The sequence below is a fragment of the Corallococcus exiguus genome (assembly GCF_009909105.1).
Taxonomy (GTDB): Bacteria; Myxococcota; Myxococcia; order Myxococcales; family Myxococcaceae; genus Corallococcus; species Corallococcus exiguus.
In genome coordinates this window covers 1,060,641-1,082,410 of the sequence record NZ_JAAAPK010000002.1, presented here as the reverse complement: position 1 = coordinate 1,082,410, position 21,770 = coordinate 1,060,641, and the positions used below count along the sequence as shown (strand labels likewise).

The window sequence follows — 21,770 nt, the reverse complement described above, 5'->3', positions numbered from 1 at the left end:
TGTGTCTCACGCCGTCATCGGCGTGGAGACGCCCGCGCACGCGGAGTGCGCGCGTGTCTCAACCAAAGCCTGACGCGGAAGACACAGGGAGAAGATCGTACCAACGTCCGGGGTCGATTCCACCCGGAGGGTGCCGCGGTGGGCCTCCACGATGCTGCGCGCGATGTAGAGCCCCAGGCCCAGGCTCTCGCGCTGGCCCGGGCCGTCGCCGCGGCGGAAGGGCTGGAAGAGCGTGGGCAGGAGGTGCGCGGGGATGGGGGCCCCGGCGTTCTGGACCTCCAGATAGACGGTGTCCACGCCCTGCTCGAAGGTGCGCAGGCGCACGGGCGTGTCTCGCGGGCTGTACTTGAGCGCGTTGTCCAGCAGGTTGGCCACCACCTGCGCCAGCCGGTCCAGGTCCCACACGCCCGGGAGGCTGTCGCGGGCGAAGTCGCACAGGATGGAGCGCTCCGGTTTCGCCGCGCGCAGCTCGTCCACGAGCTTGCGGCATAGCTCGTTGAGGTCGCCCGCGCCCGGCACCACCGGGATGCCGCCGCCCACGCGCGCACGGGTGAAGTCCAACAGCTGATCCACGATGCCCTGGATGCGCTCGCCGCCCCGAGCCACCCGCTCGAAGGCCTTGCGCTGGGCGTCCGGCAGCACCTCACGGGACAGCTGGACGTTGGCCGTGGTGAGGATGGCCGCGAGCGGTGTGCGGATGTCGTGCCCCACGATTCCCACCAGCTGCTGCTCGAGCTCCGTCGCGCGTTGCAGCTCCTCCTCCACGCGCCGGCGCTCCGCCAGCTCCAGCGCCTGCTGCCGCAGCTTCTCACCGCGCAGGTACAGCTCCACGAACACGGACACCTTGGCGCGCAGGATGTTCGGATCCACCGGCTTGAGCAGGTAGTCCACCGCGCCGTACTCGTAGCCCCGGGTGACGTAGGCCGCCTCGCGGCTGAGCGCGGTGATGAAGAGGATGGGCAGGTGCTTCGTGCGCTCGCGGGTGCGCACCAGACGCGCCGTCTCCAGGCCGTCCAGCCCCGGCATCTGCACGTCCATCAGCACGCACGCGTACTCGTCCAACAGCAGCGCCTTCAGCGCCTCGTCGCCGGAGCGCACCGACACCACCTGCTGACCGAGCGGCTCCAGGATGGCCTCCAGGGCGAGCAGGTTCGCCGGCGTGTCGTCCACCAGGAGGATGCGCGCGAGTGGCGCACCGGGCGCCTCATCGGCGCGGCGGTGAGACAGGTCGGTGACGGGGGTGAGTACGGGCGTCCTGGGAACAGGGGGCTTCAAGGAGGCGTTCACTCGGGCGTTGGGGGTGGAGCGGCTCAGCGGGCGGACACGAGGCCGGGGCCCCGTAGGTGTCCGCCGGATGTCGGGCGCCCGCTTCCAACACAGCCCCTTCTCCGCCTTGTTCCCTGCACCTGTATTCAAAAGCCACAGCAAGACAGGAATTCGCAATCAAAACTGACCCGTTGCAATTCCTGTCAGGGGCGTAGACTCCGCGTACATGACGCTCCCGGCTCCTCGCACCCTGCTGCTCGGCCCCACTGACTTACGCGCGCTCGTGGAAGGCGTGGGCCTGGACGTCCTGATGGACGAGCTCATCCACGCACTCACCGTGGCATTGAGGGAGTTCGACGAGTCCGTCCTGCAGGTCCCCAAGCGGGAGGGCTTCCAGGTGGTGAGCGACTCGCGGCCTTCCGGGACGATGGGCTGGATGCCCGCCCTGCGGCGCGGGGACAGCTTGACCGTGAGGGTGTCCGCCTCCCTCCCCGGCAACCGGGGTGACTCAGGAATGCCGACGCTCGTCGCATCCCACAGCGTCTATGACGTGAAGACGGGCCACCTGGCGGCGGTGATGGACGGGGTGTTCGCCACGGCGCTGCGCACCGGCGCGGCGTCGGCGGTGGCCAGCCGCTACCTGGCGTCTCCGGACAGCCGGGTGCTGGGGCTGGTGGGCTGCGGTGCGCAGGCCGTGTCTCAGTTGCATGCGCTCAGCCGCGTGTTCCGGTTGGAGCAGGTGCTGGTGCACGACATCGATCCAGACGCGGCGCGCTCCTTCGTGCGGCGCGTGGCGTTCCTGGGGCTGGATGTGCGGCCCACGCTGCTGCCGGACCTGGAGATGCGCTCGGACATCCTCTGCACCGCGACCACCGTTGCCCCGGGCGCGGGGGCCGTCATCTCCGGCCACGCGCTCCAGCCGCACGCGCACGTCAACGCGGTGGGCTCGGACCAGCCGGGCAAGGCGGAGCTGCCCCTGGCGCTCTTGCGCCGCAGCCTCGTCGTGCCGGACTTTCCCGCCCAGGCGCGCCAGGAGGGCGAGTGTCAGCAGCTCCACCCGGACCAGATTGGCCCGGACCTGGCCACCGTGGTGCAGCAGCCGGAGGAGTTCGAGGGCTGGCGCGAGCGCAACACCGTGTTCGACTCCACCGGCCACGCGCTGGAGGACCACGTGGTGACGCGCCTGCTGCTGGAGCACGCGCGGCGCATGGACTTGGGCACCCTGGTGTCGTTGGAGGCGCTGGGTGGAGACCCGTTGGACCCGTACTCGCTGGTGCGGGGTGACGTGGCCGGACGCGCCGAGTCGCCGCGCCGCGCCACCGGCAGCTGACGTTCTCCAGAGGGCGACCCGCCCGCCCGGACGACAGCCATTCCAGCGGGGGACACCCGCCTTCTTCGAGTAGCCCCGGACGAAGACGCTGCCCCGATGCCCGGCCCCCACGCCGGATGTCGGGGCGGCTTCGTTTCACTCCCGGCACACAACTTCCTGCACACGCCGCCGATAATCGCGAAAGCAACAGCTATCCACTATTCCTGGAATCGTACACCATGACCGTCCGCGCCCCGACCCCCCGCGCCACCGCCAACGCGCCCGCGAGCACCGCCGCCACGGCCCCCCGCACCGCCGCTCCCGCGCGCGCCGCGGCCGCGTCCACGGCCCTCACGGCGCCGCCGGCCGGCCTGGGCAAGGGCGACTCCGGGGCGAAGGTGAAGCAGCTTCAGCAGGGGCTGGTGAAGCTGGGCTACATGACGCAGGCGCAGATGAACTCGGGCGCCGGCTCCTTCGGGCCGCAGACCGAGGCGGCGGTGAAGAAGTTCCAGACGGCCAACAAGATCTCCGCCACCGGCTACTACGGGGCGCAGACGGCGGCGGCGCTGACGAAGGCGCTCAAGACGACGACACCTCCGCCCACCGAGCCCGGGAAGTTCACCAAGCCCGCGGTCATCAGCGCGCCCTCGCCCAACAGCGACTCGCGCAACGGCGCGGACATCGACACCATCGTGCTGCACCACACCGGCACCAACAACGGCTCCGGGGACCTGTCGTGGATGCGCAACCCGGACAGCAAGGTGTCCGCGCACTACATGCTGGACCGCGACGGGAAGATCTACCAGCTGGTCGGCGACACCAAGCGCGCGTGGCACGCGGGCAAGGGGGAGCTGCACGGCGTGCCCACGGACGTGAACGCGCGCTCCATCGGCATCGAGATCGTCAACGACGGCAGCGGCAAGACGGCCTTCACGGAGGCGCAGTACAAGTCGCTGACGAAGCTCGTGGGCTACCTGAAGCAGGAGTACGACGTGCCGGCGAAGAACATCGTCGGGCACAAGGACGTGGCCGTGCCCAAGGGCCGCAAGGACGATCCGGCGGCCAACTTCGACTGGTCCCGGCTGCGCAAGGGCATTGGCGGCTGAGCAGCGCTCCTCGCGCCGCCCGCCCTGCCCTCACGACGTGCGCACTTCCACCGGAGCGTGCTAGAAGACCGCTCCAGTGCTCCGACTCTGGCTCTTCATCTGCCTGATGCTGCTCGCTCCCATCGGGGGCGGGCTCGCGCATGCCTTCGGGCCGGCGCAGCAGGCGGAGACGTGCCTCACGGGCTGCGCGGATGACGACGCGCAGGGCCAGTGCGCTCCCACCTGCGTGGACTGCGCCTGCTGCACGCACGCGAAGCCCCTGGCCGTCGCAGTGCCGCTGCCGGGCCTCGCAGGCTCCCTGTTCCGGGAGGCTCCCATCACTCCCGAAGCCTCGGAGCCGTCCTCCGCCGACGCGGATGACATCCTGCACGTCCCCATAGTTCCTCTCGCTTAAGGCCCGCGTCCATCGTCGTTCGCACGCGCCCCGCCACCGGTGTGCCCGGCCTCCTGCCCGGGTGCATGGGTGCGCGCGGCCCGCCTTCCGCAGAGGTCCTCTTCCGTGCCCATCCGTTCCGCGACGGCCGCCCTCGGGCTGGCCGCCGTCCTGCTCTGGCCGCGCCCTGGTGGCGCGGATCCATCCCGCATCACCCTCCAGGACGTCTTCGCCCTGGCGCGCGAGCACGCCCCGGCGCTGGTCGAGGCCCGGGCCCGCGTCCGCGCAGCCCAGGGACCCCTGGCGAGCGCCGCGCCGCTCCTGCGCGAGAACCCCCAGCTCGACGTTCAGGTAGGCCCGCGCCGGCTCCCCAATGGCGTCTACGGCCTGGACCTCGCGTTGGGCCTGTCGCAGCCCTTCGAGCTGGGCGGCAAGCAGGGCCTGCGGCGTGATGCGGCGCGCGCGGGCCTGTCCATGGAGGAGGCCCGGCTGCGCGACGCGGAGCGGCTCCTCCTGGGAGACGTGGCCGCCGCCTACCTGCGTCTCCTGCAAGCCGGGGAGCGGAAGAAGCTGGTGGAGGCCGCGGCGGAAGCGGCGGTGCGCACCGTCAAGGCCACGGAGCAGCGCTACGCGGCCGGTGACGTTCCGGCCGTGGACGTGAACGTGGCGAAGGTGGCGCACGCCCGGGCGCGCGCGGAGCTCCAGGTCGCGGATGGCGAGATCTTCGCGCTGCGAGAAGAGCTGGAGGTCCGCGTGGGCTACCGCGCGAGGCCCATGGTGACCTACGACGATGATCTGCGCTCACTCGCGCGGGCGCCCGTCCGCGAGGTGACGGACGGCGCTGGAGCGCGCGCGGACCTGGTGGCCCTGGAACAGGAGCAGGTCCAGGCGAAGGCCGCCGCGACGCTGGGCCGGCGCCAGGTGCTGCCGGACGTGACGGTGGGCGCGCGCTACCAGAAGGAGGCGGACGAGACGGTGTTCCTGGGAACGCTCAGCGTCCCCCTGCCCGTCTTCGCTCGCGGCCAGGAAGCGCGCCTCGTGGGGGAAGCGGATGCAAGCCGCGCCGAGCAGGAGCTGACCGCCGCGCGCACCGTCGTGCCCGCCCAGGTCCAGGCCGCGAAGTATCGCTACCGCGCGAGCCTCGGCGCCCTCGGGACCCTGGAGCAGGTGCTGCCGCTCCTGGATGACAACGAGGCGCTGGCGCAGCGCTCCTATGACGCCGGGGAGATGGACCTCGCGGCCTTCCTCCTCGTCCGTCGCGACACGCTGGAGGCGCGGGCCGCGTGGCTCGACGGCCTGCTGCGATTGGCCCTTGCTCGTGTGCAGTTGGAAGTGGAAACGGGAGTCCTGCCATGAAGCCCACGCTGCTGCTGCTGTCCGTCCTCGTGGGCCTCACCGCCTGCAAGTCCTCCAAGGCGGAACACGACGACGCGCACGAACACGGCCACGACGAGGAAGCCAAGGAGAAGCTCCACGTCGAGTCCGGTGACGTCATCCACGTGCACGTCCCCCAGGAGATGCTCCGGGACCTGCGCGTCACCACCGCGAAGGTGGAGGCCCGTCCGGGCGGAGAGAGTGTCACCGCGCTGGGCGAATTGACCTTCAGTGAGGACGCCTACGCGGAGGTGTCCTCGCCGGTCTCCGCGCGCGTGGCCTCCGTCGCCGTGACGACGGGCCAGGCCGTGAAGCAGGGCCAGCGGCTGGCGGAGCTCCAGAGTCCGGAGCTGGGCCGAGCCCGCGCGGACCTCCAGGCCACCCAGGCCCGCGCCACCGCCGCACGGCAGGCCGCGGACCGAAAGCGCACGCTGGCCGAGGAACGCATCGTCGCGCGCAAGGACGCGCAGGCCGCTGAAGCGGACGCGGCAGCCGCGGAGGCGGAGGTCGCCGCCGCGAAGGCCGCGCTCACGGCGTTGGGCGCGGGCAGCGCCAGCGGTGAGGGCACGTCCGGCTTCGTCCTCAAGGCGCCCATCGACGGCACCGTCGTGGAGCGCACCGCACGGCTGGGGCAGATGGCCGACCCGTCTCAACCGCTCTTCCGCGTGGGCGACCTGTCGTCGCTGTGGCTCATCGTCCACGCGTTCGAACGGGACGCCGTGCGCCTGAAGCCCGGCGCGGACGCGCGCGTCACCTTCGCCGCGTTCCCGGGCCAGGAGTTCACCGCGAAGGTGGGCCACGTGGGGCAGCGCGTGGATCCCCACAGCCGCACCATCCCCGTGCGCCTGGAGTTGGACAACGGCAAGGGGTTCCTGCGGCCGGGCATGTCCGCGTCCGCGTCCATCCCGCTGGGAGAGCCGGGCGCCACGCTCACGGCCGTGCCCGCGGCGGCGCTCCAGCGGCTGGAGAATGGCTGGGTGGCGTTCCTGCCCACGCCGGAGGCAGGCGTCTTCGAGCAGCGCGAGGTGGGCCGGGGCCGCAGCCTGGGCACGCAGGTGGAGGTCCTGAAGGGGCTCGCCGTGGGCGACGAGGTGGTGGTGGAGGGCGCGTTCCTGCTCAAGGCCGAGGTGGAGAAGTCCCAGGGCGGAGGCGATGAGCATGGACACTGATCCGCGCACGACGCTGCCGGGGCGCATCCTCCGCGCGTCCTTTTCTCGGCCCGGGCTGACGGTGCTCGTCGTCCTGGCGCTGGCGGCCTTTGGCGCGATGGCGCTCCGCAACCTGCGCCAGGACGTGTTCCCGGATCTGTCCGCGCCCATCTTCAACGTCATCGTGCAGAACGCGGCCATGGGCGCCGAGGAGCTGGAGACGGCGGTGGCCATCCCCATGGAGGTGGCGCTGGCGGGCCTGCCGGAGGTGCGCCGCATCCGCTCCACCTCGCAGCTGGGCGTCACGCAGGTGACGGTCGAGTTCGAACCGGACGCGGACTACTTCCGCAGCCGCCAGTACGTCGCGGAGCGCGTGGCGCAGGCCGCGAGCGAGCTGCCACCCGGCACCGACACGCCGCTCGTGTCCAGCCTCACCGGCCGGCTCAATGAGGTCTTCGAGTTCACGCTGGAGGCGGAGCCCGGCAGCGCGGACCTGATGGCGCTGCGCGACCTGGCGGAGTTCGACATCAAGAACCGGCTGCTCGCGGTGCCCGGCGTCGCGGGCGTGGAGCGGCTGGGCGGCTACCTGCGCCAGTTCCAGGTGCTGCTGGATCCGGATCAACTGGTGGCGCGAGGCATCACGCTGGACGAGGTGCAGCACGGCCTGGAGGGCGCCAGCGTCAACGCCTCCGGAGGCTTCATCACGCAGGGCCCCATGGAGTGGGCCGTGCGCGCGGTAGGCCGGGCGGAGACGGTGGAGGACCTGAACAACACCGTGGTCGCGCTGCGGGATGGGACGCCCGTGCTGCTGGGAGACGTGGCGGACGTGCGCGAAGCCCCCGCGCCGCGCCGGGGCATGGCGCACCGGCTGGACGGCGAGGTGGTGAGCTGCCGCGTGAGCAAGCAGTTCGGCGCCGACACCGTGCTCGTCGCCGAGGGCGTGCGCGCGGCCATCGACGAGCTGCGACGCTCGCTGCCACCGGGCGTGCATCTGCGCGTCGTCTATGACCAATCGGAGCTGGTGGGATCCGCGCTGGGAGGCGTGGGCCGGGCCATCCTGCTGGGCGCGTTCCTGGTGGTGGGCGTGCTCTTCCTGCTGCTCGGGGACTGGCGCGCGGCGCTCATCGTTACGCTCACCCTACCCCTGTCGCTGGCGCTTGCGGGACTGCTGCTCAAGGCGGCGGGCATCGGGTTGAACACGATGACGCTGGGAGGCCTCGCCATCGCGGTGGGCCTGTTGGTGGACGCGGCCATCATCGTCGTGGAGAACGTCATCCACGACCTGCGCGAGGGCAAGGGCCGCCGCTCGGTGCGCGACGAGGCGCTGGCGGCGGCGATGGAAGTGGGCCGCCCCATCGCCTACGCCACGCTCATCGTCGTCTCGGTGTTCATCCCGCTCTTCGCGATGTCGGGCATCGAGGGCCGCATGTACCAGCCGCTCGCGGCGGCAGTGGTGGCGTGCCTGGCCGCGTCGCTCGCGCTGGCGCTCACGCTGGTGCCGGTGGTGTCGGGACTCCTCTTGCGCGCGCCGCGCGAGGACTCGCCGGAGGATGTGTGGATCATCCGCAAGGTGAAGGCCGCGTACGCGCCGATCCTGGACAAGTGCATGCGCCACGCAGGCCTGGTGCGCGTGGTGGCGCTGGCCATCACCGTGCCTGCGCTGGGCCTGGCCTTCATGGTGGGCAGCGACTTCATGCCCCGGCTGGACGAGGGCGCGTTCCTGCTCCAGACGGTGCTGCCGGCGGAGGCGTCACTGGACGAGGTGGATCGCCTCAACCACCGCGTGGAGGACGTGCTGCGCGAGTTCCCGGAGGTGGAGGACGTGGTGCGCCGCACCGGCCGCGCCGAGCGCACCGAGGACCCGATGCCCCACACCCTGTCCGACGTGCTGGTGGTCCTCAAGAAGGACACCCTCGGAGGCCGCGAGACGCTGGAGTCGCGGATGCGCGAGGCGGTGGGGAAGGTGCCCGGCGTGTCGGTGCTCTTCACCACGCCGCTGGGGATGCGCATCGACGAGGGGCTGGGAGGCAGCCCCGCGGACCTCTCCGTGCGCGTCTTCGGGCCGGACCTGGACACGCTTTCGGAGCTCGCGGAGCGCACGCGCGCGTTGATGTCGAAAGTAGACGGCGTGGAGGATCTGCGGGTGGAGCGGCTGAGCGGCCTGCCGCAGCTGCGCATCGCGGTGAACCGCGCGGCGGTGGCGCGCGTGGGACTGACGCCCGGCGACGTCATCCGGGCCGTCCGCGTGGGGCTCGTGGGTGAGGAGTCCGCGCAGATCTGGCGAGGCCAGCGGCGCTACGACCTGGTGCTCCGGCTGGCGGATCACCGCCGGGGCGACGTGAACGCCATCCGCAACCTGCTGGTGGACGGGCACGACGGCACGCGCATCCCGCTGAGTCAGCTGGCCACCATCGAGGAGACCTCCGGCGCGGGGAGCGTGCGCCGCGAAGCCGGCAGCCGGCGCATCGCGGTGGAGGCGGGCGTGTCCGGCCGAGACCTGGGCAGCACGGCGGCGGAGGTGCGGGAGGTGCTGGCCACGCAGCTGAAGCTGCCCACGGGCTACTTCGTGGACGTGGGCGGCAAGGTGGAGAGCCAGGAGCGCGCGGCGCAGGCGCTGACGGTGGCCATCGCCCTGGCGCTGATGGCGGTGTTCGTCCTGCTCTACCTCGCGCTGGACTCGGTAGCGGAGGCGCTGGTCATCCTGGCCACGCTGCCGGACGCGTTCGTGGGCGGCATCCTCGCGCTGCTCATCGCGGGCGAGACGTGGAACGTGTCCAGCCTGGTGGGCCTCATCGGCCTGTTCGGCATCGCGGTGCAGAACGGCCTGGTGCTCGTGGCGCAGACGAAGGACCTGATGGGCCGGGGCAAGCCCTTCGCGGAGGCCGTGCGCGAGGCGAGCATCGGCCGCGTGAGGCCCAAGCTGATGACCGCGGGCACGGCCATCCTCGGGTTGCTGCCGCTGCTGGTGCTGCCGCTGCACGGGACGGAGATTGAACGTCCGCTGGCGGTGGTGATGGTCGGCGGGCTCGTCACGTCCACCCTCTTCACGCTGCTGGCCCTGCCCACGTTCTACGCGCTGGTGCACGGGTTCCAGGAGCGGTTCAAGGCGCGCAGGGCCGCTAGAAAGCTTCCGGCATGAGCCTGTCACCGGAAGCGATGGACGCGCTGCTGCGCCATCACCACGCGTTCCTCGCGTTCCTCACGCCGCGCGTGGGGAGCCAGGAGGCGGCGCGCGAGGTGTTGCAGGCCGCGTTCGTGAAGGGCATGGAACAGGGAGGCTCGCTGCGCGAGGAGCAGAGCGCGGTGGCCTGGTTCTACCGGCTCCTGCGCAACGCGCTGGTGGACCGCCACCGCCGGGGCCAGCGGGAGGTCACCACGCTGGAGTCCCTGGCCCACGAGCAGCCGCTGTCCACCGAGGACGCCAACGGCCTGGAGGCGACGGTGTGCGGCTGCGTGGCGGGGCTCGCGGGGACGCTCAAGCCCGAGTACGCGGAGGCCGTGCGCCGGGTGGACCTGGAGGGCCTCACCGTGGCCACGTACGCGCAGGAGGCGGGCATCTCCGCCAACAACGCCGCCGTGCGCCTGCACCGCGCCCGGAAGGCCCTGGGCGAGCAGTTGGTGGAGCTGTGCGGCCATTGCTGCGCGCAGGGCTGCGTGGACTGCGACTGCGCGCCCGCGTGAAAAATCAGGTGTAAGAGCGCGCGGGGCCGGGCGTCAGCCTGGGGGAACGCAGCTGGAGGTCTCCCATGGACGTCGCCACCTTCACCCGGCCGGCCCTGCCCGCCGCCACCCTCGCCTTCCTCCTCTTCGCCATGGTGTTGCCGTCTGTGCGCCTGCGCCGCCGCACGGGCCGCCCGGCGCTGGTGCTACACCGCTCCGGCCCGCCGCTCCAGCGGGTCATCGGCGTGGGCATGGCGCTGTTCATGGGGGCCATCGTGCTCTGGAGCGCGGCGCACCTGGCCATCGGTGAGCAGGCGTTGGGCGTTTGGCAGGTCCCTGGCGCGCTCCGGTGGACTGGCTGGGCCCTGGTGGCCGTGGGGTTCATCTTCACCGTGCGGGCCCAGGTGGAGATGGGCGCGTCGTGGCGCATCGGCATCGACTCGGACCGGACGGAGCTGGTGACGGGAGGCCTCTTCGGCGTCGTGCGCAACCCCATCTTCAGCGGGATGCTCGTCGTGGTGACGGGCATGGCGCTCGCGACCCCGAGCGCGTGGACCGTGATGGGCTGGCTCGACTACGTGCTGCTGGTGTCGCTCCAGGTGCGGCTGGAGGAGGAGCACCTGCTGCGCCTGCACGGCGACACCTATCAGCGCTACGCGGCGCGCGTGGGCCGCTTCATCCCCGGTGTGGGGCGGCTCGAAGCCCCCGGCCTGGACGCCGCGCCGCGCATCACAGTGTGACGTTGGCGGTCACACCTCGCACGAAGTGCCCATGCGAGCGTGTTCCTTCGGACGCCGTCATTCCGTGGGGTTGCGCTACCTGACGCGATGGCCCGACCCTTGCTCAACAGGGCACATCCTTTTTCGAGGTCTCGTGTGCATTGGAAATCCCCCTGGCTCTTCGTGGTTCTGCTGCTCGGTGGCTGCGCTTCCATCCAGAAGGAGCGCGGCCACATGGAAGTGGCGACACTCGTGGAGGAGCGAACGGGCTTGAAGACGCGCTGGAATCAAGGGACGCCGGAGGACGCGCAGGTGCAGCAACACCTGGATGCCCTGCTGGCCGGCGACCTCACGTCGGACCGTGCGGTGGAGGTGGCGCTGCTCAACAACCCCGCGCTCCAGGCGACGTACGAGGACCTGGGCGTGTCCCAGGCGGACATGGTGCAGGCCGGGCTGCTCACCAACCCGTCCTTCGACGGGAGCATCGGCTTCCCGCTGTCCTCGGACGGCATCACCGAGACCGAGTTCTCCATCGTCCAGAGCTTCGTGGACCTCTTCACGCTGCCCTTGCGCAAGCGCGTGGCGAAGGAGCAGTTCCAGGCGGACACGCTGCGCGTCGCGCACGAGGCGCTGGCCACCACGGCGGAGGTCCGACAGGCGTTCACGGAGGTGCAGGCCCGGCAGCAGCTGGTCGCGCTGCGCAGAGAGGTGTTCCAGGCAGCTGACGCGGCGGCGGACCTGTCCAACCGGCAGCGCGCCGCGGGCAACATCACGGTGCTGGCCCTGGCCACCGAACAGGCCTCGCTGGAGCAGGCGCGGTTGGAGCTGGCCCAGGATGAGCTGGCGCTGGTCGAAGCGCGCGAACACCTCACCCGCCTGATGGGGCTGTACGGCGCGAGGGTCCAGTGGACGCTGGCGCAGAAGCTGCCGGAGGTCCCCGCCGCCGAGTCCTCGCTGGAGCGCCTGGAGACGCTGGCCATCGAGCAGCGGCTGGACATCGACGCGGCCCGCAAGCAGACGTCGCTGTTGTGGAACGCGCTGGAGCTGGCGCGCAGCACGCGCTTCTTCGGCCGCGTGGAGGTGGGCGTGCACACGCACCGCGACGCGAACGGACCGCGCCTGCTGGGCCCCACGCTGTCGCTGGAGCTGCCCATCTTCGATCAACGTCAGGCGCTCATCGCGAAGCTGGAGGCGCAGCACCGCCAGGGAGAGAACCGGCTGACGGAGCTGGCGGTCAACGCCCGCTCGGAGGTGCGCGCGGCGAGGGCGAAGCTGGTGACGCTGCGGAACATGGCGGAGCGCTACCAGAAGGTCGTGCTCCCGCTGCGCACCACCATCGTCGAGGAGTCACAACGCCAGTACAACGCCATGCAGATCGGCCTTCCCGCCCTCCTCCTCGCGAGACGCGATCAGGTGGAGGCCTGGAGGGCGTACCTGGAGACGGTCCGCGACTACTGGATGGCGCGAGCCGACCTGGAGCGCCTCGTGGGAGGACGCCTGCCGTCCACCGCCGCGCCCGTCCCTGCTCCCACTTCTTCTCCCGAGCCCACCCATGAGAACCATGAAGCCCACTGACGAACCCCAGGGCCCCGCCGAGGACACGCGGTCCGAATCTCCCTCGCTCACCCGCCGAGGGCTGCTCGCGCGCACCGGCGCGACGTTGGCGACGGGCGCCCTGCTGATGCACGGCCGCGCCGCCCAGGCGCAATCGAGTGTGCCCGTGGCGAAGGCCCCGGCGGACACGGGCGGCAATGCGAGCCGTGGCTACCGCCCCGTCGTCGTGCCCAACGGCGCGAAGCTGCCGTGGAAGTACGTTGGAGGCGTGAAGGTGTTCCACCTGGTGGCCCAGGAGGTGGAGCACGAGTTCGCGCCCGGCCTCAAGGCCACGTGCTGGGGCTACAACGGCCACGTGCACGGGCCCACCATCGAGGTGGTGGAGGGCGACCGCGTGCGCTTCTACGTCACGAACCGGCTGCCCGCGTCCACCACGGTACACTGGCACGGCGTCCTCACCCCCAGCGGCATGGATGGCGTGGGTGGGCTGAACCAGAAGGCCATCGCGCCGGGAGAGACGTACCGGTACGAGTTCACGGTGCGTCAGTCGGGGACGTGCATGTATCACTCGCACCACGACGAGATGACGCAGATGGCGCTGGGCATGGTGGGCCTGTTCATCATCCACCCACGCAAGCCGGTGGGGCCAAGAGTGGACCGAGACTTCGCCATCATGCTGCACGAGTGGCGCATCGACCCGGGCACGCGGCGTCCGGATCCCAACGAGATGACGGACTTCAACATCCTGACGATGAACGCGAAGGCGTTCCCGGGCACGGATCCGCTGGTGGTGCGCAAGGGCGAGCGGGTGCGGATCCGCTTCGGCAACCTGAGCGCGATGGACCACCACCCCATCCACCTGCACGGCTACCAGTTCCGCATCACGGACACGGACGGAGGCCGCATCCCGGAGAGCGCGCAGTGGCCGGAGACGACGGTGCTGGTGCCCACGGGGAGCACGCGCACCATCGAGTTCGTGGCGGACGAAACCGGTGACTGGGCCATGCACTGTCACATGACCCATCACGTGATGAACCAGATGGGTCACGAACTGCCGAACATGATCGGAGTGAAGCCCGGAGGCCTGGACGCGAAGGTGCGCCCACTGCTGCCCGGCTACATGACCATGGGACAGACGGGCATGGGGGACATGGCGGGCATGCACCACATGCCCATGCCCGCGAACTCCATCGCCATGGTCGGAGGCAAGGGCCCCTACGACGAGATCACCATGGGAGGCATGTTCACGATCCTCAAGGTGCGCGACCGGCTGGAGGGAGATGGCGATCCCGGCTGGTACACGCCGCCGCCGGGGACGCTGGCGCAGCTCGCCCAGGCGGACGAGCTGCGCCGGGACGGCATCGACGTCTAGGCAGCCAGACCGCCCTCACGCCTGACTGCCGCCCGGGGGTTGAGGCACATCCTCAATCGGTCCTTCTGTTGCATCAGGGGCCCGCGGCGGCCACCTTGATATCAACTGCCTGGCAATGCCCGCTGGCGTCCGCGCTGCTCGTGTCTGGAATCCGCCAGGGATTGTGTGGCCCCAAGGGATTCTGATGACAGGGGAAGGACCATGGCGAGCATCGCGGAGGCCATCCGGAGCCATCACTCGGAGATCATCCAGTGTTGGATGGACGAGGCGACCCGGGCCGCATCAGCCCGCGGCCTGGACCAGCCCGAGTTCAGGAACGTCATCCCCATCTATCTCGCTTCCCTCGTGGAAGCGCGGGCATCGGGCGGTGATGGCGACAACCAGCAGCGGCAGCACGTCGAAAGTCATGTGTCCGCACGGCTTCGCCAGGGCTTCCATGTGGCGGAGGTCGTCGAGGAGTTCGCCATCCTGGGACGGTGCATCACCCAGACCTGGGCCACGACGCCTCCCGGCGAGCGGCCCGACGGACACGACGTCGAGCGGCTCTACACCGAGCTGAACGTCGCAATGGAGTCCGTCGCGGACCTCTTCGGCAAGCACCTGCTGGAAGAAGAACAGACGGAGAAGCGCTACCTGCGGCTCCTCCAGAAAGTGGCCGGCGAGGCCCTCAGGCTGGACGAACCGGGCAGCCGGAACCAATTGAAGGAGCTGCTCGAAATCATCCTGGAGGCCATGGGCGCCCAGAGCTGCGCCTTGTTGCTGTACGCGCCAGAGGACGAGCGCCTGGTCACCGCGGCCTCCGCGGGAGCCGGCAACGAGCAACTGGAACACTACGCGACCTCCCTGGACCCCAAGTCCTTTCCCGGGAGCATCGTGGAGGCGGGCGAGGAGACCTGCTCCCTCCGGGACGCCACGACCACGAAGATCGAGGTGAGCGAGTCGCTCCGCCAGGGAGGGCTCCACTCCCTGCTCGGGGTCCGGCTGCCCGCCTACCGGGCCCTGACGGGCGTGCTCTACGTCGGGCTGACCGACACCCGTGAGTTCACCGGCCGGGAGAAGCAGCGGCTCCAGACGCTGGGCCAGCACCTGAGCGTCCACCTGGAGAACGCCCGGCTGTACACGAACCTCCAGGAGAAGGTCGAAGCGCTCGAGACCGAGCGCGGCCTCCGCGAGCAGTTCGTCACCATCCTGGCCCATGATCTCCGTGGCCCCTTGTCGACGGCGAAGATGGCGGCGCACGCGCTCCTCCGGGCTCCGGAGAAGCTGGAGGCGCGACGCGACCTGGCGCTGCGGATCGACCAGAACATCGAACGGGCGGACCAGATGGTACGGGACCTGCTCGACGCCAATCGCATCCATGCGGGCCAACGGCTGCCGCTCCGGCTAGACACGTGTGACCTGGGAAGAATCGCCCACGATGTCGTCGAGGAGCTGACGATGCTCCACGGAGAGCGCTTCGTGCTCGAGGCGGAGGAGCACGTCCGGGGCATCTGGAGCGCCGAGGAGCTGCGCCGCGCCTTGTGGAACCTGGGCACCAACGCCCTCAAGTACGGAGCGGCCGACAGCCGCATCACCTTCACTGTCACGGCGACCGGCGAGCAAGCGCAAGCCTCCGTGCACAACCAGGGGCCGACGATCGCGCGTGCCGACCAGGCGGCCATCTTCAAGCCCTTCATCCGGACCCGCTCCGCGAAGACGGGGCCGTCGAAGGGCTGGGGACTGGGACTGGCGCTGGTGTGGGGGTGCGCCCAGGCGCACGGTGGAAGGGTCGAGCTGACGAGCGACGCCGACACCGGAACGACCTTCCGCCTGATGCTGCCTTGGGACGCCCGCCCGTTCCAGGCGGACCCGAACGGGTCGGAGCGCGCCGGACGGGATTCGGGCCACCCCTGACAGGAGGCCGACATGAAGGAGGTTCCCCCTCCATGGTCCCCTTCTTCTTCGCATCCCATTGGTCCCTGAGCGTCCTCTTCCAGAGCCTCTTCCAGCATGAGCGAGCTGTTCCAGAACCATCACCACACCCGGCCAGCGAGCCCGGACTTCGCCGCCAGGCGCTTCGAGCTGGATCCCACGTGGCAGGTGATGCGGCTGCTCGCCCGGATGAAGCTCATCCGGCTCACGCCTGCTTCGCTGGGCAGGCATACGGAGCCCTGTCCGTCACCCTTGCGGATGGATGACGGCACTTCGCTCGCGGCATCCCCATCTTTGTGAGTGAACGGAGGAACAGCCCTCATGCAATTCGCGGAAAGCGTCGTCCAGGGCCGCGTGGTCGTCGCGGCCGGAGGACAGGTGCTCGGGAACGTGGAGACCCTGTCCATCGACAGCGAGACCTGGAAGATCGACTCCATCCAGGTGAAGTTGACTTCGGAAGCTTCCGAGCAGTTCGGCGTCTACTGGAACTACTTCCACGCGGGGCGCATCTACGTGCCGACGCGACTGGTGCATTCGGTGAGTGACACCGTGCTCCTCTCCGTCAGCATCGATGAACTCCGTGAGGTGCTCTCCCAGGACACCGCCAGCGCCCCCAGCTGAGCACGGCTTTACTCCTCCGGGCCCGTCCACTACGAGAAGCCCGATGAAGAACGGCTTCTGCTGGTACGAGTTGCGCTCCCCCAGGCCCGACGAGGCGCGGCGCTTCTACTCGACCGTGTTGGGGACGGACGTCGCGTGGGAAGTCTCCTTGCTGCCCGAAGCCGCCGCCGCCCGTGGTGCACCAGGTCACTGGCTGGGACACATCCACGTTCCCGACCTGGAGTCCTCCGTGGAGCGCTTCGTCGCGCTCGGCGCGGAGCGGCTCGGGCCGCCCCGGAGGTCCGCGGAGGGTGTCGCTTCCACCGTGCTGCGGGATCCACTGGGCGCGGTCGTCGCCCTGACCTCACGGACCGGACGAGACACACACGCGGAGCTGGCGTGGCACGAGTTGCACACGGCCGACCAGGCCCGCGCCTTCGCCCATTACCGCGACCTGTTCGGCTGGCGTCCCACGGAAGCACTCCAATTGTCTCCTGAGGTCGGGACGTATCAGCAGTTCACGTGGCGGGACGACGGGCGCAGCGTGGGGGCGGCCTGCAGCACCGCGCGCCTCCCGCACATCCATCCGCACTGGCTCTTCTACTTCGCTGTCGACGACCTGGACCGGGCGCTCGCGGCGGTCGTCGAAGGTGGAGGGCTCGTGGCCAACGGCACGCACGTCATGCCCGATGGAACACGCGTCGCCCCGTGTGAGGATCCGCACCGCGCCGCGTTCGGCCTGCGTCAGGCGCCGTAGCGAGTGCGCTGACACATCAACCCGGAAGAACTTGAAGCCCTGTTCAGCTTTACAGGCTTGATGGAGTACATTCGCGGTCCCCTCGGAGGCTCCCCATGACCGCCCCTCTGCCGACGCTGGAACGCCTTCCTCGTGGAGCGCTCACGTTGTTCCGCATCCGGGCGCTCCTGCGCATGGGCATCTACGGTGGAATCGCGTTCGCCGTGGCGCTGGGGTTGAGCTTCGCTGGCAACGAGCACTGGCCGTTCCTGTTGCCGTGCGCGGTGGTGCTGGGATTGAGCGTGTTGACGTCGTGGTATCCGCAACGCGCGCATGAGCGCTGGGGCTGGGCGCTGCGCGAGCACGACCTGGTCATCTCCCACGGCGTGCTCCTGCACGAAGTGGTGTCCATCCCCGCCGGGCGCATCCAGCACGTGGACGTGCACCAAGGCCCCATCGAGCGGTCACTGGGGCTCGCGCGCCTGCAGATCTACACGGCCGCGGGCAGTGGCGCGGACGGTGAGATTCCCGGATTGACGCGGGAGACCGCGGACGCCCTGCGTGAGCGATTGGTGCGCCGCGAGGCCGACGATGTCGTTTGAGCCGGTGGCGCTAGCCGCACCGGAGGAGGTGTCCTGGAAGCGGCTGAGCGCGAAGGCGCCGCTCGCGGCGTTGGTGCCCCTGTCGGGGACGATTGGCCGCATGCTCCTCGGCGCGCTGTTGCCCACGTACTTCGCGGGTGAGCGCGGCTTGCCGGTGGTCCTCTGGGTGATCGTGCTGAGCATGGCCGTGCTGCTGCTCGCGGCCATGCTCTATGAAGTGGCCACGACGAGCTACCGCGTGGTGGATGCCCAGCTGGAGATCCGGTCCGGCGTCTTCACGCGCACCTCACGTTTCATCGAAGCCGCGCGGGTGCAGAACACGGAGGTCTTGCAGCCCTTCGTGTCGAAGCTGCTCGGGCTGGTGGAGGTGAAGGTGGAGACAGCCTCCGGAGGCAAGGCGGACGGCCATCTGCGAGGACTGACGCCGGAGGAGGCACAGGCGTTGATCCACGCACTCCAGACCGTGCGAGGCGGAGGCACGGCGACGGTGCTCCTGCCCGGCGAAGCCGGGCAGGAGGAACGCGTGCTCTCCGAAGCCCACCTGGGAGGCCTGCTGCTCTACGGCGCGACCGCGCTGGGGTTGGGCGTCATCGCGGTGGTGATGGGCGCGTTGCATGAAATCACCGAGACCTTCCACAAGCTGCTGCTGCCGTGGATGGAGGCGCACTGGGACGCAGTGGCGGCGCCGGGCATGGGCTGGCTGGCCGCGACGGTGGCGGCGCTCGCGGGGTTGTTCGGCCTGTGGCTGGTGAGTGGCGCGCGAGCCGTGTTGCAGTTCCACGGCTTCCGTCTGGTGGACACGGGCACGCACCTGCGAGCGGTGGGAGGGCTGATCACCCGCCGGCAGGTGACGGTGCGGCGGGCGCGCATCCAGCAGGTGGTGCTGGATGAACCGCTCCTGCGCCGCACGCTGGGCTTCGGTTCGGTGGAGGTGGAGACGGCGGGCGTCCGCACGGGCAAGGAGGCCTCGGACCGCGCGGAGCTGTTGGTGCCGGTGGTGCCCACGGCGCGCATGCCGGAGTTGCTGCGGGAGTTCGTGCCTGAGCTGCCTGATGCGATGCCATTCCAGCGAGCGCATCCCAAGGCACTCCTGCGGGCACGCGTCCGCGCGGTGGGCCTGAGCGTGTTGGTGGCGGCGCCAGCGACCTGGTTCTGGGGAGCATGGGGCGCGGTGGCATGGCTGCTGCTGCCCGCGCAGTTGCTGGGCGCCTGGTTCGACTGGCGCTTCCAGGGATGGCTCATCACGGAAGCCCTGGTGGTGGTGCGACAGGGCTTCTGGCGCAGGCGCACGACAGTGGTGCAGCGCTCCCGCATCCAGTCTGCCCGCGCGATACAGGGGCCACTGGAGCGAGGCTACGGTATTGGACACGTGCGCATCGACGTGGCGGGCTCCCACGTCGTCCTGCCCAGCGTGGGCTGGCAAGAGGCCCAGTCGCTCATCGACGTGCTTCCTGCCCGGCGTCCCGCGCGTCGCATTTCGCCTGCACGGCTTCCCGGATAGGCCTACGCCCCCCGTTGCTTCAACCGCAGGATGGAGTCATTGACCTCCAGGACGTCCAACGTCTGGGCTGGCTGGACGTCTCCGTCGAAGTGGATCCGAAGGCGACCATTCCCCTCTTCTGTCCAGCTGCCCCGGATGGGCTGCGCGGCGTCCCCCCGGCCGATGGCCCACTCGATGAATGATCCATCGGGCCTGAACTCGATGCCGCCGCGGCCACGTGCCCGCGGAAACGCGTAGTCCGTCGGCCTGTACACCGCCGCCCCGGGGGCATCCTCCTCGAAGGAGTGCCCCCAGCGGCGGAAGAGAGATGTTGGCAGCGAGCTCATGCGCGCCCGTGAATGCCCGCGCTCGTGGGACGGATGTCACGCGCCGCCTGCGGCAACGGCAGGGGTGCCGCCATGACGCCTTCACGCAAGGTCGTGAGGGTGCCGCCCAGCGACTCCCAGCCGGTGAGTGACGGCCACCAGGCATTGCCATCCCAGGCCTTGTGGTACAGCGCCGAGTCCGTTCCCAACACGAAGATGTCCAGCCGGTCCGGCCCCCAGGAAACCGCCTTGGGAGGACTCGCGCACAGACCGCCCAGCGACTCCCAGTCAGTGGGTGACGGCCACCAGGCATTGCCATCCCAGGCCTTGTGATACACGGCCGAGTCCGTTCCCAGCATGAAGACATCGAGCCGGCCCGAGCCCCAGGAGACCACCGACGGGGCGCTCGCGCACAGGCCGCCCAACGACTCCCAGTCGGTGGGTGACGGCAACCAGGCAGTCCCGTCCCAGGCCTTGTGGTACAGCACCGAGTCCGTTCCCAGCACGAAGACGTCCAGCCGGTCCGGGCCCCAGGAGACCGCTGTCGGAGGACTCGCGCACAGGCCGCCCAGCCCCTCCCAGTCGGTGAGCGACGGCCTCCAGGCAGTCCCGTCCCAGGCCTTGTGGTACAGCGCCGAGTCCATTCCCAGCACGAAGATGTCGATCCGGTCCGGGCCCCAGCAAACCGCCGCCGGAGGACTCCCGCACACGCCGCCCAATCCCTCCCAGTCGGTGGGCGATGGCCTCCAGGCAGTCCCATCCCAGGCCTTGTGGTACAGCGCCGAGTCCGCTCCCAGCACGAAGACATCCAGCCGGTCCGGTCCCCAGGAGCAGGCCCTTGGAGGACTCCCGCACAGGCCGCCCAATCCCTCCCAGTCGGTGGGCGTCGGCCACCAGGCCGTGCCGTCCCAGGCCTTGTGATACAGCGCCGAGTCCATTCCCAGCACGAAGACGTCGAGCCGGTCCGGGCCCCACGATGCGACCTCCGCGAGGCTCTTGCATCTGCCGCCCAGGGACTCGTAATCCGTCAAGGAAGGGCTCCAGGCCGTGCCGTCCCAGGCCTTGTGGTACAGCGCCGAATCCATTCCCTGCACGAAGATGTCGAGCCGGTCGGTGCCCCACGACACGATGGGCCCGGCGGGAGTGATCCGCGGAACCGACGCGGTGACGAACGACTGTCGGGGTCCATCAAGGCAGGCATCCAACCGTTCAACCTGCCCCAGCGAGAACATCACCATGCTGAGGTCGTCGACATAGTCCATGTAGTTCATGAACATGTCGCCATTCGGTCCATTGTTGCAGCTGATGCACGGGAAGTTCGGGACGCCCGTGTTCGGCCCCGCCTGGTTCGGAGTGTCGAGGACCTCATCCGACCCTTTGCAGCCGGTCCCGTCATCTCCCCAGATATGATACATATTGAACCAGTGGCCAATCTCATGCGTCGTCGTGCGCCCGAGATTGAAGGGAGCCGCCGCCGTCCCTGTCGTACCGAAGGCGGTGTAGGTGATGACAACGCCGTCGGTGGCGGCTGGCCCTCCAGGAAACTGGGCATATCCCAGGAGTCCGCCCGCGAGATTGCAGACCCAGAGGTTGAGGTACCTGTCGGCAGGCCATGGGTCGGCTCCGCCCGTTGCCTGTGACTTGACCCGGTCGTCACTCTGGAAGGACGCGGTGTTCGTCTGGGTCCGCGTGATTCCCTGGGTGGGACCACCATCCGGTGCGCGCGAGGCCAGGAAGAACTCCACCCTCGCGTCAGCGATCAGGCCCTGAAATGCCGCGGGGACCTGTGAGATGTCTGGGTTTTTCTCCCGGAAGTCCAGGTTGAGCACGTCCATCTGGCTCTGGATCTGCGCGTCAGAGATATTCTGCTGCGCGGTATTCCAGACGACATGGACCACGACAGGAATCTGGACGACGCCCTGGCGCTCCTGTTTTCGTTGTCCGCGCTGAAAGGCCAGCACCAGGTTCTCGATGCGGTCTCGTGCCTTGACGTAATCGGGAAGGGTGCTGAGGAGGCGGCGATGAACATCCATGGTGCCGCACTTGCGCAGGGGCCTCGGCGGGCCGTCCCGGGGACCCATACCGCCATGCCCACCCTTGCCAGCGCCATTGCCGGTGGAGGGGCTCATCGCCCGCATTCCTGGCGCGGCTCCCGTGGCCATGCCACCGCCCATGGCACCTGCCGAGCTTCCACCCATGGCGCCTGGCATCGAGCTCCCCTGACTGGTGGCAGC

At 69.8% G+C, this 21,770-nt stretch carries 19 protein-coding genes; 16 read left to right on the top strand and 3 right to left on the bottom strand.

Features of this window, described 5'->3' with window-relative positions; all coding sequences use genetic code 11:
* Positions 1–6: 6 nt before the first annotated feature.
* A complete protein-coding gene (locus tag GTZ93_RS10760) occupies positions 7–1,275 on the bottom strand; it encodes a hybrid sensor histidine kinase/response regulator (protein WP_257978954.1) in 1,269 nt (422 codons plus the stop codon).
* 217 nt (positions 1,276–1,492) lie between these two features.
* On the opposite strand from GTZ93_RS10760, the gene GTZ93_RS10755 reads away from it, so the two are divergent.
* The 16 genes from GTZ93_RS10755 (at position 1,493) to GTZ93_RS10680 (ending at position 19,231) form a co-directional block, all read left to right on the top strand.
* Positions 1,493–2,596, top strand: a complete 1,104-nt coding sequence (locus GTZ93_RS10755; protein ID WP_139915518.1) for an ornithine cyclodeaminase family protein — start codon at positions 1,493–1,495, stop codon at positions 2,594–2,596.
* A gap of 218 nt (positions 2,597–2,814) precedes the next feature.
* A complete protein-coding gene (locus GTZ93_RS10750; RefSeq protein WP_139915517.1) occupies positions 2,815–3,681 on the top strand; it encodes a peptidoglycan recognition protein family protein in 867 nt (288 codons plus the stop codon).
* A gap of 76 nt (positions 3,682–3,757) precedes the next feature.
* Positions 3,758–4,075 (top strand): hypothetical protein, encoded by a 318-nt coding sequence (locus GTZ93_RS10745; RefSeq protein WP_139915516.1) that lies wholly within the window; start codon positions 3,758–3,760, stop codon positions 4,073–4,075.
* A 105-nt stretch (positions 4,076–4,180) separates the two neighbouring features.
* Complete coding sequence (locus tag GTZ93_RS10740; protein WP_139915515.1) at positions 4,181–5,410, top strand: TolC family protein; 1,230 nt, start codon at positions 4,181–4,183, stop codon at positions 5,408–5,410.
* On the top strand, positions 5,407–6,597 hold the full coding sequence (locus GTZ93_RS10735; protein ID WP_139915514.1) for an efflux RND transporter periplasmic adaptor subunit: 1,191 nt from the start codon (positions 5,407–5,409) through the stop codon (positions 6,595–6,597). The genes GTZ93_RS10740 and GTZ93_RS10735 overlap by 4 nt, the downstream gene beginning before the upstream one ends.
* Positions 6,581–9,715, top strand: a complete 3,135-nt coding sequence (locus GTZ93_RS10730) for an efflux RND transporter permease subunit (protein ID WP_257978953.1) — start codon at positions 6,581–6,583, stop codon at positions 9,713–9,715. Before GTZ93_RS10735 ends, GTZ93_RS10730 begins: the two co-directional genes overlap by 17 nt.
* The gene (locus tag GTZ93_RS10725) at positions 9,712–10,257 is read left to right on the top strand and encodes an RNA polymerase sigma factor (RefSeq protein WP_121780416.1); all 546 of its coding nucleotides are present in this window, start codon (positions 9,712–9,714) and stop codon (positions 10,255–10,257) included. Before GTZ93_RS10730 ends, GTZ93_RS10725 begins: the two co-directional genes overlap by 4 nt.
* Before the next feature lie 65 nt (positions 10,258–10,322).
* Complete coding sequence (locus tag GTZ93_RS10720; RefSeq protein WP_120579577.1) at positions 10,323–10,976, top strand: methyltransferase family protein; 654 nt, start codon at positions 10,323–10,325, stop codon at positions 10,974–10,976.
* Positions 10,977–11,189: 213 nt separating this feature from the next.
* Positions 11,190–12,530 (top strand): TolC family protein, encoded by a 1,341-nt coding sequence (locus GTZ93_RS10715; RefSeq protein WP_139915513.1) that lies wholly within the window; start codon positions 11,190–11,192, stop codon positions 12,528–12,530.
* Positions 12,517–13,881, top strand: coding sequence for a multicopper oxidase family protein (locus GTZ93_RS10710; protein WP_257978952.1), 1,365 nt, complete (start codon positions 12,517–12,519; stop codon positions 13,879–13,881). The genes GTZ93_RS10715 and GTZ93_RS10710 overlap by 14 nt, the downstream gene beginning before the upstream one ends.
* A 201-nt stretch (positions 13,882–14,082) precedes the next feature.
* Positions 14,083–15,774: an ATP-binding protein gene (locus GTZ93_RS10705; protein WP_139915511.1), complete on the top strand. Its 1,692-nt coding sequence runs from the start codon at positions 14,083–14,085 to the stop codon at positions 15,772–15,774.
* Positions 15,775–15,870: 96 nt separating this feature from the next.
* Positions 15,871–16,092 (top strand): hypothetical protein, encoded by a 222-nt coding sequence (locus GTZ93_RS10700; protein ID WP_390624860.1) that lies wholly within the window; start codon positions 15,871–15,873, stop codon positions 16,090–16,092.
* A 21-nt stretch (positions 16,093–16,113) separates the two neighbouring features.
* Positions 16,114–16,413, top strand: coding sequence for a PRC-barrel domain containing protein (locus GTZ93_RS10695; protein WP_180945996.1), 300 nt, complete (start codon positions 16,114–16,116; stop codon positions 16,411–16,413).
* A 43-nt stretch (positions 16,414–16,456) separates the two neighbouring features.
* Positions 16,457–17,149, top strand: coding sequence for a VOC family protein (locus GTZ93_RS10690; protein ID WP_139915510.1), 693 nt, complete (start codon positions 16,457–16,459; stop codon positions 17,147–17,149).
* 95 nt (positions 17,150–17,244) lie between these two features.
* Positions 17,245–17,730 (top strand): PH domain-containing protein, encoded by a 486-nt coding sequence (locus tag GTZ93_RS10685; RefSeq protein ID WP_120579581.1) that lies wholly within the window; start codon positions 17,245–17,247, stop codon positions 17,728–17,730.
* On the top strand, positions 17,720–19,231 hold the full coding sequence (locus GTZ93_RS10680; RefSeq protein WP_139915509.1) for a PH domain-containing protein: 1,512 nt from the start codon (positions 17,720–17,722) through the stop codon (positions 19,229–19,231). The genes GTZ93_RS10685 and GTZ93_RS10680 overlap by 11 nt, the downstream gene beginning before the upstream one ends.
* Before the next feature lie 2 nt (positions 19,232–19,233).
* Here GTZ93_RS10680 and GTZ93_RS10675 read toward each other — a convergent pair whose 3' ends face one another.
* Together GTZ93_RS10675 and GTZ93_RS10670 are read right to left on the bottom strand one after the other, a co-directional pair.
* Positions 19,234–19,557, bottom strand: a complete 324-nt coding sequence (locus GTZ93_RS10675; protein ID WP_161662763.1) for a hypothetical protein — start codon at positions 19,555–19,557, stop codon at positions 19,234–19,236.
* Positions 19,554–21,665, bottom strand: a complete 2,112-nt coding sequence (locus GTZ93_RS10670) for a zinc metalloprotease (RefSeq protein WP_257978951.1) — start codon at positions 21,663–21,665, stop codon at positions 19,554–19,556. The genes GTZ93_RS10675 and GTZ93_RS10670 overlap by 4 nt, the downstream gene beginning before the upstream one ends.
* Positions 21,666–21,770 lie beyond the last annotated feature (105 nt).

Excerpts from the sequence above, each read along its gene's own strand:
- GTZ93_RS10755 (WP_139915518.1), top strand. The coding sequence starts at position 1,493 with ATGACGCTCCCGGCTCCTCGCACCCTGCTGCTCGGCCCCACTGACTTA.
- GTZ93_RS10750 (WP_139915517.1), top strand. The coding sequence starts at position 2,815 with ATGACCGTCCGCGCCCCGACCCCCCGCGCCACCGCCAACGCGCCCGCG.
- GTZ93_RS10735 (WP_139915514.1), top strand. The coding sequence starts at position 5,407 with ATGAAGCCCACGCTGCTGCTGCTGTCCGTCCTCGTGGGCCTCACCGCC.
- GTZ93_RS10730 (WP_257978953.1), top strand. The coding sequence starts at position 6,581 with ATGAGCATGGACACTGATCCGCGCACGACGCTGCCGGGGCGCATCCTC.
- GTZ93_RS10725 (WP_121780416.1), top strand. The coding sequence starts at position 9,712 with ATGAGCCTGTCACCGGAAGCGATGGACGCGCTGCTGCGCCATCACCAC.
- GTZ93_RS10720 (WP_120579577.1), top strand. The coding sequence starts at position 10,323 with ATGGACGTCGCCACCTTCACCCGGCCGGCCCTGCCCGCCGCCACCCTC.
- GTZ93_RS10715 (WP_139915513.1), top strand. The coding sequence starts at position 11,190 with ATGGAAGTGGCGACACTCGTGGAGGAGCGAACGGGCTTGAAGACGCGC.
- GTZ93_RS10710 (WP_257978952.1), top strand. The coding sequence starts at position 12,517 with ATGAAGCCCACTGACGAACCCCAGGGCCCCGCCGAGGACACGCGGTCC.
- GTZ93_RS10705 (WP_139915511.1), top strand. The coding sequence starts at position 14,083 with ATGGCGAGCATCGCGGAGGCCATCCGGAGCCATCACTCGGAGATCATC.
- GTZ93_RS10700 (WP_390624860.1), top strand. The coding sequence starts at position 15,871 with ATGAGCGAGCTGTTCCAGAACCATCACCACACCCGGCCAGCGAGCCCG.
- GTZ93_RS10695 (WP_180945996.1), top strand. The coding sequence starts at position 16,114 with ATGCAATTCGCGGAAAGCGTCGTCCAGGGCCGCGTGGTCGTCGCGGCC.
- GTZ93_RS10690 (WP_139915510.1), top strand. The coding sequence starts at position 16,457 with ATGAAGAACGGCTTCTGCTGGTACGAGTTGCGCTCCCCCAGGCCCGAC.
- GTZ93_RS10685 (WP_120579581.1), top strand. The coding sequence starts at position 17,245 with ATGACCGCCCCTCTGCCGACGCTGGAACGCCTTCCTCGTGGAGCGCTC.
- GTZ93_RS10680 (WP_139915509.1), top strand. The coding sequence starts at position 17,720 with ATGTCGTTTGAGCCGGTGGCGCTAGCCGCACCGGAGGAGGTGTCCTGG.
- GTZ93_RS10675 (WP_161662763.1), bottom strand. The coding sequence starts at position 19,557 with ATGAGCTCGCTGCCAACATCTCTCTTCCGCCGCTGGGGGCACTCCTTC.
- GTZ93_RS10670 (WP_257978951.1), bottom strand. The coding sequence starts at position 21,665 with ATGAGCCCCTCCACCGGCAATGGCGCTGGCAAGGGTGGGCATGGCGGT.